The following is a 14,830-nucleotide window of genomic DNA, read 5'->3' as shown; positions in this document are numbered from 1 at the left end:
GCACGGCAAGGCGAGGCGCGTATGCGCGGCCCGGGGAACAGGGGCGTTGACGAGGCCCTTTAGGGCCTGCGGCACCGGTTCGCGGCATCTTGTGGATGGGTCGGGCGGTGAGCAGGCGTGGTCCTGTGCCGGGTGGGCCCAGCTGGGTGTTCTTCTGCCCCACGCCGCATACCGACCGGTACGGACTTTGAAGTCATGGCCGCCGACCCTAGCTTGTTGAGCGATGCTCGACAAGCTGTCGCCCGACGCCCGGCCGGCTCCGGATCCGGCGTCGCCATCGGGTCGGTCCGGAGGGCCCGGCCGATGTTGACACCGCTCACTCCGGGGGCTAATGTGCACGGCGCACACATCGGGCGCATCTGTGACCGGTCTCCCGGCAGGACCGACCCCCTCCTCGCCGGGAGGCCGACCATGGATGCGCTCGACCGCCCCGCCCCACTCCGTGCCGGGCGGAGACGCCGGGGCCGCGCCACCGCGCCAAGGAGGCAGCGGTGGCGTTCCCGTCCTGGGGCCGCCGTCGCGACGAGCAGCACCAGCGGCATCGGCGCCGTGCATGTCCCGCAGGATGGTCGAGAGGCGCAGCGCATGATTCCCGCCGAACTGAGACAGGCCCGGTACATCAGCCTGACCACGTACCGCAAGGACGGGACTCCGGTTGCCACTCCGGTGTGGTTCGCCGTCGAGGGTGATGAGCTGTACGTGTGGACCCGAGCGGACTCCTGGAAGGTGAAGCGGCTCCGCCGCGACGCACGCGTGACCGTTGCGGCGTGCGACGTCCGCGGCCGGATCGCCGAGGGCGCGATGCGGCTGGAGGGCACCGGCCGGCTGCTCGGCGCGGACGGGCTCAGGGCCGTACGCAAGTGGCTGGCCCGCAAGTACACCTGGCAGTGGTGGCTGGCCGACTGGCCGGCGACCATCGCCCGGCGGGGAAGGCGCCCTCACGCCGCCATCGCCGTGAGGTTCTGAACCTGCCGCCCGGTCCGCCGGGGAGGGCGGCGGGGCATCGGTTCACGCCTCCTTCGCCCGCCCCGCCGGCGCCCGGCATCAGCCGGGCAGACCTCCGCGCCGGAGGATGCGCATTCCGCGCCTCCGCCCCCTGCCGTACCGCCCCCTCGGCCAGGGCCCGGCCAGGGCCTGAGAGCGGCTGCCCCGCAGCGCAGGCGGAGCCTCCTGCGCGTACCGGCCGCCGTCAGCGGGCTCCGCGCGGCCACGCGGTCCGCCACGGCCACGGGCCCGCACGGCACTCCGGGGCCCCTGCCGCCGGCAGGCCGGGCGGCGCCCGCCCGGCCGGGTAGTCAGTGAGAGCCGGGCAGTCAGTGAGATACGGCGGCGAACTGTTCCATGGCCCTTTCGAGGCTGCTCACGAGCAGGTCGACCAGATCCTCTTTGAGGATGACGTCACCGGTCGAGCTGATGGCCATTTCCTCCATCATGGCCAGCCAGCCTCGCACGGCCAGCCGGTGCAGCGGCGTGGGGGCGTGGATGTCCGCAGCGTGGAGCACCCGGTCGGCCAGGGTGCGGCGGTTGTCCTCGAAGACCTCCAGCACCCGTTCGTCCCCGCCGGCCGCCGCGCGCACCACCGCCACGTAGTTGTCCTTGCGGCGCTGCACGAACGACACGAAGCCGTCGACGATGCCGCGCACTCGGTCCGCGGGGGTGCCCTCCCCGGGGTCCGCGGCGTGAAGGAGCAGCCGGCGCCCGCCCGCCTGGACCACGGCGACGTAGTAGTCCCGCTTGGTGGGGAAGTAGTGGAAGAGCAGCCCTCGGGAGATCCCCGCCTCGGCCGCGACCTCGTCGATGGACATCTCATGGATGGGCCGGGTGGTGAGCAGGCGCAGGCCGATGCCGATCAGCTGAGCCCTGCGCTCCTCCGGCTTCAGCCGTGCACGGGCGGGCGCGGGCTTGGCGGTCATTCTGCGGAGACTAGCTTTCTGAGCATTGCTCGACAAGCTGACCTGGAGGTTGTCCCGGCGGGGCCGCGGGTCGCCGGAGGTCTCCCGGGCGGCCAATGTTGACACCGCACACCTCCCTCTTTTAATGTTGGCGATGCTTACATCGCTTCTCTTCGGGGGCCTCGCGAAGGCTGGATCCCGGCGTCGTGAAGCTCGCCACCAGCTTTTCCCTTCCGTCTTCCCGCGTGGGCCTCCACCGCCTGAAAGGAGGCGGAGTCATGACCTATTACGAGGTCAACGTCCCTATGCGAAGCACCGCCGGAAACAGCGGAGTCCATGTCTTCACCGGCATGGCGACCGATCCCGCCGCTGCCGTGCGTATCGCGGAGCAGACGTACCGCGCCGCACAGGAAGCACAGCAGGCCGGCCGCACGGTACCCGGCAAACGCCCCGACGGCTGGGGCGCCCGCGGCTACCGTCCCGGCTGGCAGCTCGACTGGCGCGCCGCGACCGCCGCTCCCTGGAGGGACCTGCACGGATGGCCCCGCAGCGGTGTCACCCGCATCACCTGACGAGCTCGTGCGCGGAGGCGGTGGGACGTCGAGGTCTTCGGCGGGACTGACGCTCACTTCTGTCGTCGCGGGCCCGGGTCTGCGGTCTGCTGATGTGACAGAAGGCCGGCGACGGCCTGAACGGTGTCGCTCATGTGCTCACGACGGCCGAGGTGGCGGGTCGGTGCCCGCCCGTTCTTCAGGTGGGCGATGCCGTGCTCGCCCCGGACGCGGCGTGAGGAGTGCGCCTTGCGCTCTCGCTCCTGCATCTCCTCGTACCGCTCAGGGGCGTCCTTCTTGAACTTGCGGTGCAGTGGGTGTGACCACGCGTCCGCCGGCCTGGGCGCCGAGGCCCTGGTAGCCGCCATCGGCAAGAATCCCGACCGCGGGCCCGTCGGCCAGAAGCGCGACCGGCCCTGGCTGACGGGCGTGGGTGATGTCCGCGCAGCTGCCGGGCACGGTCGGGCCGCACCGCAGCACGCGACCCTCGCCGTCCGTGACCACCATGGAGGTGACAGGGTTCTGCTTGTTCTCGCCGGAGACGAACTTGTCCCGGCGCCCGCGTCCGGCGGTGGGCCGCCGAACGCGGATCTCCGTGCCGTCGATGCTCCCCGGTCCTCCCGCCGGCGCCGGGGTGATCGACCACCTCGGTCAGGGTCCGCGGTCGCACGTCAGGGTTGACAGTGCATCCCCGCTCGGCGAACAGAGGCCGCACCTCATCGATGGCCCGGGGGGTGGTGGCGCGGTCCACGCCGAACTCCTTGGCGGCGAGGGCTCGGGCCTCCCACGCGCGGTCGCAGGTACGGCACAGGTCCCCGGAGTCGAGGTCGAGGCCGTCGTCGCACCGGGCGCCGGGCAGCCCCCGGCCCGGACCAGGGCGACGCCGACGCCGACGGGCCGCAGGATGCCGGGGCCCTCGCAGGACTCGGCGTCCGATTCGCAGCCGTGCTGGACCCAGCGGCGGCCGATCCGATGGATGAGCTGCTGCACGGTCAGGCCACGGGAAAGCTCAGCGCGGATCTCGTCAGTGACGGCGGTCGGCACTGGGGAGGGCAGCCGGTCCCGGAGGTGGTGGGGCACCATCGCCATCACGCGGCCTTCGTCTTCTGCGGTCGGCAGATCGTGCGGGGTCTCACCGCCGGAGCGGTGAAGGGCCGGCCTGCGCGCGCCGCCGAACGGCGTCGTGTCGCGGATCGCCCACCGTACGACGCCGTCCGCGGGTCCGGAGACGCGGTTGGGGGAAGATGACGGGCCGACCCGCGCGTCAGCGGGTCGGCTCGTCGCGTTCCGCGGCTCCGGCGCGGATGTCGCCTCGGGGCGACGGTCACGTGCGCGTGTCAGCGGTGTCCGTCATACGCCCAGGAGGGCGGGGATGTCGGCGACGCCGTCGAGGATGTGGGTGGGCTCCTCCGCGGTGAGTTCCTCGCGGGTCTGGGCGCCGGTGAGGACGCCGGCGACGACGCCGGCGCGGGCGGCACGACCGGCGCGGATGTCGAGGGCGGTGTCGCCCGCGACGAGCACCTCGGCGGGGTCGGTGACGCCCACCAGCTCCATGGCCTTGTGGATCATGTGGGGGGTAGGGCGGCCGGCGGGGACCTCGGAGGCGCAGACGACGGCGTCGAGTTCCTCGCCGACGCGCCAGTGGAGGGCGGTGAGCAGGGGGTCGGTAACCTGCCGGTCGAATCCGGTGGTGAGGGCGACGCATACGCCGGCGGCACGGAGGGCGGCGAGCGCCTCGGGAACGCCGGGCAGCGGCGCGGGGCGGAGGGCGGCGTAGGTGTCGTGCAGGCGGCTGACGAAGTCGGCGTGCAGGGCCTCCACCGCGTCCGGGTCACCGGTGAGCGCCGCGAGGGCCTCGCGCTTGTCGGCGCCCATCCAGCGGCGCAGGGCGGCGTCGTCCGCCGGGGTGCCGTGGTCCGCGACGACGGCGGCGAGCACGTCGTAGACGGCGTTCTTCTCGTCCACCGTGGTTCCGGCGATGTCGAGTACGACCAGACTGATCATCGTGTTCCTTCGGGAGGGGTCAGGACAGGCGCTTGCGCACGGTGGCGGACAGGCGGTCGACGGCGACGATGAGGACGACGACCACCAGGATGTGGGTGAGCATCTCGTCGAACTTGAACAGTCGGATCGACTGGTTGATGAGGAAGCCGATGCCTCCCGCGCCGACGAGTCCGAGCACCAGCGAGGAGCGGACGTTGACGTCGAAGCGGTAGAGCAGCAGGCCCGCGAGCTGCGGGGTCACGGTCGGCAGGAGGGCGTGGGCGGCGACCTGGATCCGGCCGGCGCCCGCCGAGCGCAGGACCTGGGAGGGGCCGGGGTCCGCGTCCTCCAGGGCCTCGGCCCAGAGCTTGCCCATGACGCCGACGTTGTGGCAGACGAGGGCCAGGACGCCCGGGAAGGGGCCGAGGCCGACGGCCGTGACGAAGATGAGGGCGAACACCACGTCGGGTACGGCCCGCAGGAAGGAGAGCACCGACCTCGCCGCCTGGTACACGGCGCCGGAGGGCGACGTGCCGCGTGCCGCGAGCAGGGCGAGCGCCAGGGAGAACGGGATGGAGAGGGTCGTGCCCAGCAGGCCGATCCAGAGGGTGACGAGCGCGCCGGAGAGGCTGGGTCCGAGGACCTCCCACGACAGGTCGGGCGGGATCGCCTCGGCCAGGAAGTCGGCCATGCCGCGCCAGCCCTCGATCAGTGCCGCGAAGGAGACGTCGGTGGCGTCCCAGGCGACGGCGTGCACGGCCACCACCACGGCGGTGACGGCCGCGACCACCGCGGTCCGGCGGGGGCGGCGGGGCTTCGGGGGGACGGCGACGCGGCGCACGTCATCGTGGACGAGGGTCATGACACGGCCTTCAGGATCGTCGGCTGGTACAGGGCGTCGACGTTCTGCCGGGGGTCTCCGTCGAGGGCGATCCGGCCCTCGCGCAGGCCCACGATCCGGTCGGCGTGGCGGGCGGCGAGGGACGGCTGGTGCAGCACCGCCAGGACGGCGAGGCCCTCGGCGTGGGCGAGTTCGGCGAGCAGGGCGAGGACCTGTTCGGAGGCGGCGGGGTCGAGCGCGGAGACCGGTTCGTCGGCGAGCAGGACCCGGGGGCGCTGGCACAGGGCCCTGGCCACGGCGACGCGCTGCTGCTGTCCTCCGGAGAGGCTGCCGGCCCGGTCGTGGGCGCGGTCGGCCAGACCGACCCTGTCCAGACAGGCCATGGCCTCCTCGCGCAGCGTCCGGGGGAAGAGGGCGGGGACGAGGGAATGGCGCAGCGACAGCCGGCCGAGTGCTCCCGCACACACGTTGTCGAGGACGCTACGGCGGCGGACCAGGTGGATGTGCTGGAAGATCAGGGCGATGTCGAGCGGTCCCGCGGGCCCGCCGGCCACGGTGACGCGGCCGGACTCCGGCGCCTCCAGGCCCGCGGCGACGCGCAGCAGCGTCGACTTTCCGCAGCCGTTGGCGCCGAGGACGGCGAGGAGTTCGCCGTCGGCGACGGTGACGTCCACGCCGTGCAGCACGGGCCGTCCGCCGTAGCGCACGGTGATGGCGGAGAGGTCGAGCATCAGACGTCCTTCTCGGTGAGCTTCAGCGTCTCGGCGAGGTCGAACAGGGGCTGGTAGGTGGACTTGTCCACCTTCACCAGCGGGCCGGGCGGGCTCACGTCGAGCAGCGCGCCGATCTCGGCGACCTGGGCCGGCGGGAGCTCCAGGAGCGCTTCGCGGACGGCCTTCTTGAACTCCGGGGAGTGGTCGCCGCGGACGGTGATCGGGTCGTTCGGGATGGGCTCGGAGAACCAGACCCTGCGGAACTGCTTCCGGTCGAAGGTACCGGCGTCGGTGGCGCTCGCCAGCTGCTGGGAGTTGATCTCGGCGGCGTCGACGGCGCCGTTCTTGAGCGCGAGCAAAGCCTCCGGGTGGCCGCCGGCGTAGTTGAGCTTGACGTCGTCCTCGGTCAGACCGGCGTCGAGGAGGGCCTTGCGGGGCAGTGCGTCGCCGGAGGTGGAACCGGGCGAGCCGAGGGCGAGGGTGCGGCCCTTGAGCTGGTCGAGCGAGGTGACGGGAGAGTCCTTGGCCACCCATATCCCGGCCGTGTAGCTGGACAGCTTGCCGTTCGCGTCGCCGAAGGAGGCCACGGCCTCGACGTGCGCGCGCTTCTCGGCGAAGACGTAGCCGAGGGGGCCGAAGATGCCGATGTCCAGCTTGCGGTTCTCCATGGCGAGGACCTCGGCCGAGTAGTCCTCGGTGACGGTCAGCTCGACGGGGCAGTCGAGCTTCTTGCCGAGGGCGTCGGCCAGCACCTTGGCGGCGGGAGTGAGGCGGGCGGGGTCCTCGAACGGCTCGACGCCGAAGCGGATCTTTCCGCCGGGGCAGGTCGGGGAGCCCGCTCCGGCGGGGTCGCCTCCTCCGCAGGCCGTGAGGGCGAGGGCGGCGACGAGGGTGCCGGCGAGGGCGAGGCGGCGTGCGGGCACGGTGTACTCCGATGAGGAAGATCGGTACGGGGAGTGAGGGGAGGGGCGGGGTGCGGCGAGATCGCGCCGGGCCGGCCGGAAGCAACGTCTCATTCGGGCCGACCCGGGTCAAGATCTTGTATCTACAAGTCACCCGTTGTTCATCTGGGAACCGCCGGGCAAGCCCGGCGGGGTGACCGTCAGGCCGGGGCGTGGCCCATCTCCGCGGCGGTGCGGCGCACTTCGAAGAGGCGGCGCCCGTCGCGGTTGATCCAGGTCGCGGTCAGCGTCGGCGTCTCGGCCTCGGTGTCGGCGACCAGCTTCAGGAACGTGTGCGGCTCCACGGCACTGTGCACCAGGTGCGGGCTGGGCACGTTCAGGCCGGGGATGGTGCTGTCGTGCAGGGGGCTGACGATGAACTGCCAGAGGTCGTAGCCGACGCGCGGTCCGTAGTTCAGGGCGCGGGAGACGTGGATGTCGCCGCCGATGAGGAAGCAGCCGGGGATGCGGTGCTCGGCGATGAAGTCGAGGAGGGCCTCCTTCTCGTGGGCGTAGGTGCCCCAGTCGTCGGACTCGCTGTTCTGCTTGTCGTCCCAGATCATGCCGCTGGCCAGCGCCTTGAAGGGCGCGGTGCTGGCCAGGAGCCGCTCGCGCAGCCAGTCCCACTGGACCTGGCCCAGGCAGCCGGGCTTCGACGGGTCGGCCCAGCTGGGTTCGGTGCGGCTGAACCAGCGCGGGTCGAGGAGGAAGACCTCGATCGGGCCGCGTCGGAACGAGGTGTAGATACCGAGGCCGTCCGCGCGGGTGGTGAGCGGGGTCCCGGCGGCGTCGTGGCCGAAGGCGGCGTTGGCGCGGTAGTCGACGAACGCGGTGCGGTTGTTGCGTTTGCCCGGGTGGTCGCCGTGCTTGTCGTTGCCGCCGAAGTCGTGGTCGTCCCAGGTGCCCCAGACGGGCCGGGAGGCGACCAGCCGCGCCAGCTCGGGCTGCTGGAGGAACGTCCGGTGCTTGCGCCGTGCCACGGCCAGGTCCGAGGTGTCCACGTACGGGGTGTCGCCGAGCAGGACGAAGCTGTCGCAGCCCTCGTCCATGATCCGCGTCCACACCCGGTCCGGGGTCGACGGAGCGCAGGAGCCGAGTCCCATGGTGACGACCGCCGGCTTGCCCGGCGGGGGCGCGGTCGTGAAGGACCCGGTCAGCGCGGCGAAGCCGGCGGCAGGGACCACGGGGGCGATGGCCAGTTCGTACCGGGTGTCCGGGGACAGGCCGCGCAGGTCGAAGAGAAGGGTGTTGTCGTTGGCTGTGGACAGCGACGTCTCGACGGAGCGCTCCGCGCCGTTCTCCTTCCGGAAGGTGCACGACCAGCGGGCGTGGTCGGTGGGGTCGAGGCCGGGCCGGGCCCAGACGCGTGCGGAGGCGAAGCCGACGTGGCCTATGAGCGGTCCGGCGGCCCGCTCGGGAGGCATCGGCGTCGGTGGCACGGCGGGCGCGGCCCCCTGCCGGACGAGCCCCACGTAACGGGCGAGCGCCTCGAAGAAGGCCACGCTGTCGGCCACGGCGGCGGGGGGCTGGATCGGCGTACCGGCGGCGTCGAAGCACTTGTCGACGGTCAGGCTGCCCACCAGGAAGCGGCCGCGCCCGTGCGCGCCCTCCAGCAGGGCCGGCGGGAAACCGCCGGCGGCGCAGGCCATCAGGACCCGCATCGACCGCCACTCCTGGACGGTCTCCCAGCTGACCCGGATGCCGGACGCGCGGCCGGTGAACACCAGGCCGCCGCTGGTGCGCAGCCCTGCGACGAGCGGGTGGTCCAGGGCGACGGGGTGGATGGTGTCGTAGTCGGCGTCGGTGCGTACGGCCCCGAGGGAAGCGGGCAGATAGGGCACCGCGGCCCCGAGCTGGTCGGACTGGGCCAGGTCCAGGACGACGCCGCCGCTCTCCGCGAACACGCGCAGCGATTCGGCGTGGGCGGCGGTGTAGGAGACATAGCGGGAGTCGTTGTTGGTGAAGCTGCCGAAGGCGATCAGGTCCACCGGCTCCGGCTGGTCGGTGGCTGGCCGCGCGAGGTCCAGGGGGACGACGTCGAAGCCGGCCCTGCCCAGCAGCTCGGCCAGACCAGTGGCCTTGGTCCACTGGTCGCCGTACTCCAGGACCGCGGCGCGCGGCGGCGCCGTCGCGGCGGTGGCCGCTGTGGCCGGGGAGGCCGCGGCCAGGGCCGTGGCGGTCAGGGCGGTGGCGACGCCGCCCGTCAGCAGCCGTCGTCTCTCGAAGCCCTTCGTGGTCATCCTTGGTCCTCTCGCGGGAACGCGGGCAACGCGCAGCGGTCGATGCGCGAGGAACGCTGGCAGAGAGGACTCCCGGAAATCAATGACTTGTATCTACAGGTCATCGAGTGTTCACCCGCCTGCGCCCGGATCCGGGTCTGGGGGCCTTACCCAGTAAGGTCACGTTCATGGGGACACCGCTGCACACGACCATCGCGAGCACGCTGCGACAGCGCATCCGCCGGGGCCGGATCCGGGTCGGGGAGGCGCTGCCTTCCGAGGCGCAGCTGTGCGAGGAGTTCTCCGCCTCCCGCGGCCCCGTGCGGCAGGCCCTGGCCACGCTTCGGGAAGAGGGCCTGATCAGCAGCGGGAAGGGGAGGCGCGCCGTCGTCCTCGACGCCGTGCCCGCCCAGCCGTTCGAATCGTTCCTCTCCTTCACCCGCCGGGCCGAACTGACCGGTCACGCGCCGGGACAGCGGCTGCAGGAGATCGCGATGCGCCGCCCCGAGCCCGAGGTCTCCGCCGCGCTCCAGCTCGACCAGGACGAGCTCGTCGTCCAGCTGTTGCGCTTGCGCCTGCTCGACGGCCGCCCGGCGATGCTGGAACGGATGACCTACACGGCGGCCGTGGGCCGCCCCCTCTTCGACGCCGACCTCGACGCCGGTTCGATCTACGCCCTGCTCACCGACCAGGGCGTAGACCTCCACTCGGCCCGCCACACCTTCGACGCGGTCGCGGCCGACGCGACGGACGCCCGCCTGCTGGAGGTTCCCGAAGGTTCGCCGCTCCTGCGCGAGCGACGCCTGACCACCGACTCCAGCGGCGTGCCGATCGAGTGGTCGGACGACCGTTACCGCCCGGACGTCGCCACCGTCACCGTCACCAACACGCGCAGCGCACGCACCGTCATGCTGTGACGGACGAGGCCGTGACCAGGTCGGTCCGCGGGGACGGAAGGATCGCCTGCCGCGGTGCGGCGGAGCCGCGGGCGGCGGCCACGGCATCGTCCAGCGCGTCGAGGGGGAAGGTTCCCCCGACCAGTTCGGCGAACGGGTAGCGGCCGTGGTGGCCGGCGAGGAAGTCCACCGCCTTCTGGAGGTGTTCGGCCCGGTAGTTGTGGACGCCGACGATCGTGTGCAGGCCGCGGACCACGCTCTCGGGGTCGAGGGCCACGGGTTCGCCGGGCGACACCGAGCCCACGAGGACCGCGGTGCCGCCCACGCCGAGCGAACGCAGACAGGCCCCCACGGCCTCGGGCCGCCCCGACAGCTCCAGCGCCACGTCGACGTCCTGGGGCGACGAGCCGGTCCGCCGGGCCTCCTCCGCGCCGAAGCGCAGCGCCTGTTCACGCCTCGCCGGCTCGGGATCGACGGCGAGGACACGAGCTCCCGCTTCCTTGGCCATGGCCACCGCGGTCAGGCCCAGCATGCCGACCCCGGAGACCAGAACCCTGCGCCCGTCGAGTGCTCCGGCCGCGTCCAACGCGGCGGCGACGGTCGCCGTGGCACACGAGGCCGGGCTGGAGACCACATCGGGCAGGCCGTCCGGTACGGCCACGACCGCCGTACCCGGCAGGAGCACACAGTGGGTCGCGAACCCCCCCGTCAGCGGGGAGGCGTCGTCCCACGGCTCGTGCCCGTACTTCCGCAGCCGTCGGCACTTCTGCGTCATGCCTCCCAGGCAGCGGTCGCACGCACCGCACGAGGCCGTGACCGACCACACCACCCGCGTGCCGGGCACCACGGGGCTGCCGTCCACACACCGCACACCGCCCTCCCCCACCCCGATCACCGTGCCGACCTGCTCGTGACCGAGCAGGGCGGGCAGCGAGGACGGCCGCCGGCCGCCGACCGTGTGCAGGTCGCTCCCGCACACGGTCGCGAGGTCGATGCGGACAAGGGCCTCACCCGGCCCCGGAGTACGGGGTGTGCTGACGGTCACGGTCGAGAACGGCCGCCCCACACCCTCCCAACGCGCGCAACGGGCATGGACGAGGTCGCCTGGAAGCTTCAGAGCAGTCACGGATGCCAACCTGCCATGGCCGCCCACCCCTGAGCAAGAAGATGTATTGACAAGTTTGCCCAGGAGGGCGATCTCGCCCGGACCGCGTTGCGCTGCTCGTACGCCGCGGCGTCGAAGCCGGGCGGACACACCCGATCGACCGACACGCAGATCAAGGAGACACGCTCTACGGCTCCGGCCTCGGGCCGCCGCTGTCAGACGGCCGCCGCCGTGGCGAGCAGGTCCCGGGCGAGCAGTCCCGCGCCCTGGCATCCGGCGGCGTCCCCCAGGGCCGCCGGCACGATCGCGGGCAGCTTCTGGAACGTGACGCGTTCCGCCACCGCCGCGCGCAAAGGGACGAGCAAGGTGTCGCCCGCCTCGGCGAGGCCGCCGCCGATGATCAAGGTGCCGGGATCCAGGACCGTCACCGCGGTGACCAGGCCGTCGGCGAGGGCGTCGACCGCCGTCCGCCACACCGCGGACGCGGCCTCGTCGCCCGCGTCGACGGCCCGGGCGCAGTCGGCGGCGTCGGCGGAGGGATCGCCGCTCGCCGCGGCCCAGGCGCGGCCGACAGCGGCGGCGGAGGCCAGTGCCTCCAGGCAGCCGCGTCCGCCACAACCGCACGCGGGGCCGCCGGGGCGGACGACGACGTGGCCGATCTCGCCAGCGCACCCGCGGGCACCCGCCTCTACCCCGCCGTCGATGCCGAGGGCACCGGCGATGCCGGTGCCCAGCGACACGAACAGGAACCGCCCGCTCCCCCGGCCCGCTCCCAGACGGCCCTCGGCGAGGCCGCCGGCGCGGACGTCGTGCCCGACCGCGACAGGCGTCCCTCCGAGCCTGCGGCTCAGCGACTCCCCCAGCGGGACGTCGCACCAGCCGAGGTTGGCGGAGTGGACGGCGACGCCTCGCCGCGCGTCGACGATGCCGGGTACGGCGACCCCCACGGCCTCGGCCGCCGTGCCGAAGCGCGACCGGCCACGGGCGCTCAGGTCCTCCGCGAGGCCGATGACCGCCTCCACGACGGCTTCGGGTCCGCGTTCGCGCCCGGTCGCCCGCCGCTCCTCGTACAGCAGCGTCCCGTCGAGCGCGATCAGGGCCGCCTTCATTGCGGTGCCGCCCACGTCGAGGGCGATGACATGCCTCACGGAAACACTTCCTCTGGTGACTTCCAGCGGGGCCGGCCCACTGGGTGGTGCTCGCTGCCGCCGCCTCGTACCGCGGCGGCGCGGGGCGGGAGGGCCTCAGGGCGGAGGACCCTCCCGCCCCGCCGGCTCTCATCCCTGGGAGAGGTCCGGGACGCGGATGTCGTCGTGGTGGACGATCCTCGTCGGCACGTCCCCCTTCTCGAGCGACCGGCCGGGACGGTAGAGGCCCCACTTGAGGGAGCCGAAGGAGGAGGCGTCGGCGGCCGTCGCGTGCGTCGTGGTCAGGTCCGGGATGCCGGAGTTCAGCCGGCCGTTCCTGTAGTCGATGGTCAGCAGGGCCGAGGGGCCGCCGTCCTCCGCGCACGAACCCACCACGGCGCCTTTCCCGCCGTTCTGGCCCGCCTGTGCGGGGGCCGGGCCCGCCACGGTGAGCGTGCCCGCGATCACCGCGGCCGTGAGGGACCGCCTCGTCGGCTTCCGCATGATCAGATCACCGGCCTGTCTTCGATGCGGACGAGGTGGTGGCCGCGCATCGTGTACAGCCGACCGCGATCGTCGGCGTTGACGTGCGGGCCGCTGTACCAGGCGCCGTTGATCTCGGCCACCACGGTGCTGACGGCGAAGGTCTTGGGGTCGAAGCGGAAGAGGGTGGTGTCGGAGACGCCGTAGACGACGCCCCGGCTGGTGACCATGGCCGCGAAGCCGGGGCAGAGGGCGCGGTGGTCGGCGGTGTGGACCACCCGGCGGATCGTGAGGTCGACGACGAAGAAGCCGCCCTTGCGCGTCAGCCCGTACAGGTGCCGGCCGTGCACCGCCAGCGCGGCCGTGCCGGTGGTCAGGGAGGCGGGAAGGTCGAGGCGCCACAGCTCGCGACCGGCGGCCGGATCGAAGGCGACGAGGGTGCCGCGCGGGCCCTTGGCGGTGGGGTTGTCGCCCCCGAGGTACGCGACGCCGTCCCGGGTGGCGACGGCACGCACCAGCTGGGTCCCGTCGACCGGGTTGACGTAGGCGGCCTTCTTGCCGGTCTTCGGGGAGTAGGTCCACAGGGAGCCGCCTCCCTCGGTGTCGGACTGCACGCCGACCAGCAGGAGCTCGTTGACCGGATCGTGGCAGACGTCGAGCGGACGGTTCTGCTCGCTCGGGAAGGCCGCGAGCTGACGTGGCTGTCCGTCGGCCGTGGGGTCGTAGGTCCACATGCCCTGCGAGCTGTACTGGCCGGTGTACAGGACCCCGTCCAGCACGTGGGCGTCCTTCGCCTCGCCGGGCGCGCGGAGGTTGACGACCTTGCCCGTGCGCAGGTCGTGGCGGGCTATGCCGTTGTTGCCGCCGACGTAGGCGTACCGGTGGTCGGCGGCGATGCCCATCGTGGTCTGCGGGGTGACGGGCGCGCCCGCCCGGCCGAGGTCGGTGACGACGGCCCGGCCGGTGGCGAGGTCGATCTCGCCGACGAAGCCGTATCCCGAGACGACGGTCAGGGTGCCGCCGACGACGTCGAGGCCCCAGATCTCGCCGAGGTCGCCGTCGAACTCGACCGGGCTGATGACCTGGGTGGCCGACGAGTAGGAGTGCAGGCCCGTGTCGGTGGCGAAGTAGACCGTGTCGGCGTTCGCCGTCAGGTTCTTGACGACCTTGCCGGTGGTCGGCGTCAGGCTGTACGAGGAGAGGTCGGCGAGGTCCATCACGGCCAGTTTGGCGGGCTCGGTCGATCCCGAGGTGCTGACCACGAGGCGGTCTCCGGCGACGAAGAGGTCGCGCAGGCTGGGGTCCTTCGCCATCTCCGGCGGCGTGACGTCGCGGTACGTGCCGGCTGCCCGGTCGTAGGCGTACAGCGACGCCTTGCTCGCTCCGTCCCCGCCGGCCAGGACGCTGCCGGCGCCGAAGAAGACGGTCGTGTCCGTGGCCGCGACGGCCCTGGCCAGGGTGGCCCCCGGGTCGGGGACGCCGAGCTTGGTCACCTTGCCGGTGCCGGGGTCGTACATCCACAGCGCGGGCGCCTTGCCGGGGATGCCGCCCACCGCGTAGACGGTGCCGTCCGGGGCGACGGCGAGGTCCCGGACGTCCCTGTCCTCGGTCCGGCCGATGGCGACCGCGGGCTTGTCCGGAGTGGTCAGGTCCCAGCGGAAGAGGTTCGGCTTTCCCTCGTCGCCCTTGGTCAGGATGCCCGCGTACAGGTACCTGCCGGTGGGGTCGGCGGCGAGTGCCTGGATCGAGTGGCCCACGCCGAGGACGGTCTGCGCCGTCACCTTGCGGGTGGGCAGGTGGAAGGCGAGCACGCGGGTGGGTTCGAGGTTGCGGGAGCCGATGTAGACGGTGTCGCCGACCTGGAGCGCGCTCATGAGGGCGAACTGCCGGATGCCGGGGCCGAGGTCGGTGATCCGGGTGCAGGAGGGGCCGCTGGGCGTGGCCCGCGCCTGCGCCGTGAGCAGCGGGGCCGCGGCGGCGGTGAGCCCGAGTGCGCCGCCTGCCATGAGCAGCTGGCGTCTGCCCACCGGTCGGGAGTGCTGCATGGGGGAACTCCTTTGTTCGTCGTGCGGGGACACG

14 protein-coding genes are annotated in these 14,830 nt (G+C 72.8%); 3 read left to right on the top strand and 11 right to left on the bottom strand.

Annotated elements, in window-relative coordinates; all coding sequences use genetic code 11:
- Positions 1-585 precede the first annotated feature (585 nt).
- Positions 586-966 (top strand): PPOX class F420-dependent oxidoreductase, encoded by a 381-nt coding sequence (locus tag AB0E83_RS08610; RefSeq protein WP_362107912.1) that lies wholly within the window; start codon positions 586-588, stop codon positions 964-966.
- Positions 967-1,313: 347 nt separating this feature from the next.
- On the opposite strand, the gene AB0E83_RS08605 is transcribed toward AB0E83_RS08610, so the two are convergent.
- Positions 1,314-1,913: a TetR/AcrR family transcriptional regulator gene (locus tag AB0E83_RS08605; protein ID WP_362107909.1), complete on the bottom strand. Its 600-nt coding sequence runs from the start codon at positions 1,911-1,913 to the stop codon at positions 1,314-1,316.
- A gap of 257 nt (positions 1,914-2,170) precedes the next feature.
- Between AB0E83_RS08605 and AB0E83_RS08600 the strand changes: the two genes are divergently transcribed.
- Positions 2,171-2,464, top strand: coding sequence for a hypothetical protein (locus AB0E83_RS08600; protein WP_362107907.1), 294 nt, complete (start codon positions 2,171-2,173; stop codon positions 2,462-2,464).
- A gap of 261 nt (positions 2,465-2,725) precedes the next feature.
- On the opposite strand, the gene AB0E83_RS08595 is transcribed toward AB0E83_RS08600, so the two are convergent.
- The 6 genes from AB0E83_RS08595 to AB0E83_RS08570 all read right to left on the bottom strand — a co-directional run bounded on the left by AB0E83_RS08595 (position 2,726) and on the right by AB0E83_RS08570 (position 9,161).
- Positions 2,726-3,034, bottom strand: coding sequence for a hypothetical protein (locus tag AB0E83_RS08595; protein ID WP_362107953.1), 309 nt, complete (start codon positions 3,032-3,034; stop codon positions 2,726-2,728).
- Between the two features lie 759 nt (positions 3,035-3,793).
- Positions 3,794-4,447, bottom strand: a complete 654-nt coding sequence (locus AB0E83_RS08590; protein ID WP_362107904.1) for a phosphonatase-like hydrolase — start codon at positions 4,445-4,447, stop codon at positions 3,794-3,796.
- Between the two features lie 19 nt (positions 4,448-4,466).
- On the bottom strand, positions 4,467-5,288 hold the full coding sequence (phnE, locus tag AB0E83_RS08585; RefSeq protein WP_362107901.1) for a phosphonate ABC transporter, permease protein PhnE: 822 nt from the start codon (positions 5,286-5,288) through the stop codon (positions 4,467-4,469).
- Positions 5,285-5,998, bottom strand: a complete 714-nt coding sequence (locus AB0E83_RS08580) for an ATP-binding cassette domain-containing protein (protein ID WP_362107898.1) — start codon at positions 5,996-5,998, stop codon at positions 5,285-5,287. Before AB0E83_RS08580 ends, phnE begins: the two co-directional genes overlap by 4 nt.
- Complete coding sequence (locus AB0E83_RS08575; RefSeq protein WP_362107896.1) at positions 5,998-6,903, bottom strand: phosphate/phosphite/phosphonate ABC transporter substrate-binding protein; 906 nt, start codon at positions 6,901-6,903, stop codon at positions 5,998-6,000. Before AB0E83_RS08575 ends, AB0E83_RS08580 begins: the two co-directional genes overlap by 1 nt.
- A gap of 179 nt (positions 6,904-7,082) precedes the next feature.
- Complete coding sequence (locus AB0E83_RS08570; protein ID WP_362107893.1) at positions 7,083-9,161, bottom strand: alkaline phosphatase D family protein; 2,079 nt, start codon at positions 9,159-9,161, stop codon at positions 7,083-7,085.
- A 167-nt stretch (positions 9,162-9,328) separates the two neighbouring features.
- Between AB0E83_RS08570 and AB0E83_RS08565 the strand changes: the two genes are divergently transcribed.
- Positions 9,329-10,057 (top strand): GntR family transcriptional regulator, encoded by a 729-nt coding sequence (locus AB0E83_RS08565; protein WP_362107890.1) that lies wholly within the window; start codon positions 9,329-9,331, stop codon positions 10,055-10,057.
- On the opposite strand, the gene AB0E83_RS08560 is transcribed toward AB0E83_RS08565, so the two are convergent.
- The 4 genes from AB0E83_RS08560 to AB0E83_RS08545 form a co-directional block, all read right to left on the bottom strand.
- Complete coding sequence (locus tag AB0E83_RS08560; RefSeq protein ID WP_362107887.1) at positions 10,047-11,081, bottom strand: zinc-binding dehydrogenase; 1,035 nt, start codon at positions 11,079-11,081, stop codon at positions 10,047-10,049. The two genes, AB0E83_RS08565 and AB0E83_RS08560, sit on opposite strands and share 11 nt — an antisense overlap.
- A 275-nt stretch (positions 11,082-11,356) precedes the next feature.
- Complete coding sequence (locus AB0E83_RS08555) at positions 11,357-12,289, bottom strand: ROK family protein (protein ID WP_362107884.1); 933 nt, start codon at positions 12,287-12,289, stop codon at positions 11,357-11,359.
- Between the two features lie 129 nt (positions 12,290-12,418).
- Positions 12,419-12,772 carry a hypothetical protein gene (locus AB0E83_RS08550; protein ID WP_362107881.1) on the bottom strand — a complete coding sequence of 118 codons (354 nt, stop codon included), beginning with the start codon at positions 12,770-12,772 and terminating at the stop codon, positions 12,419-12,421.
- A 2-nt stretch (positions 12,773-12,774) separates the two neighbouring features.
- Positions 12,775-14,796: a PQQ-binding-like beta-propeller repeat protein gene (locus AB0E83_RS08545; RefSeq protein ID WP_362107878.1), complete on the bottom strand. Its 2,022-nt coding sequence runs from the start codon at positions 14,794-14,796 to the stop codon at positions 12,775-12,777.
- Between the last annotated feature and the right edge of the window lie 34 nt (positions 14,797-14,830).

The organism is Streptomyces sp. NPDC035033 (assembly GCF_040636735.1).
Lineage (GTDB): Bacteria > Actinomycetota > Actinomycetes > Streptomycetales > Streptomycetaceae > Streptomyces.
The sequence above is the reverse complement of the archived record's forward strand: the minus strand, read 5'-3'. Positions and strand labels throughout refer to the sequence as shown.

Bases quoted from the DNA above. Each gene is read 5' to 3' on its own strand.
- AB0E83_RS08610 (WP_362107912.1), top strand. From the start codon at position 586: ATGATTCCCGCCGAACTGAGACAGGCCCGGTACATCAGCCTGACCACG.
- AB0E83_RS08605 (WP_362107909.1), bottom strand. From the start codon at position 1,913: ATGACCGCCAAGCCCGCGCCCGCCCGTGCACGGCTGAAGCCGGAGGAG.
- AB0E83_RS08600 (WP_362107907.1), top strand. From the start codon at position 2,171: ATGACCTATTACGAGGTCAACGTCCCTATGCGAAGCACCGCCGGAAAC.
- AB0E83_RS08590 (WP_362107904.1), bottom strand. From the start codon at position 4,447: ATGATCAGTCTGGTCGTACTCGACATCGCCGGAACCACGGTGGACGAG.
- phnE (WP_362107901.1), bottom strand. From the start codon at position 5,288: ATGACCCTCGTCCACGATGACGTGCGCCGCGTCGCCGTCCCCCCGAAG.
- AB0E83_RS08580 (WP_362107898.1), bottom strand. From the start codon at position 5,998: ATGCTCGACCTCTCCGCCATCACCGTGCGCTACGGCGGACGGCCCGTG.
- AB0E83_RS08570 (WP_362107893.1), bottom strand. From the start codon at position 9,161: ATGACCACGAAGGGCTTCGAGAGACGACGGCTGCTGACGGGCGGCGTC.
- AB0E83_RS08565 (WP_362107890.1), top strand. From the start codon at position 9,329: ATGGGGACACCGCTGCACACGACCATCGCGAGCACGCTGCGACAGCGC.
- AB0E83_RS08550 (WP_362107881.1), bottom strand. From the start codon at position 12,772: ATGCGGAAGCCGACGAGGCGGTCCCTCACGGCCGCGGTGATCGCGGGC.
- AB0E83_RS08545 (WP_362107878.1), bottom strand. From the start codon at position 14,796: ATGCAGCACTCCCGACCGGTGGGCAGACGCCAGCTGCTCATGGCAGGC.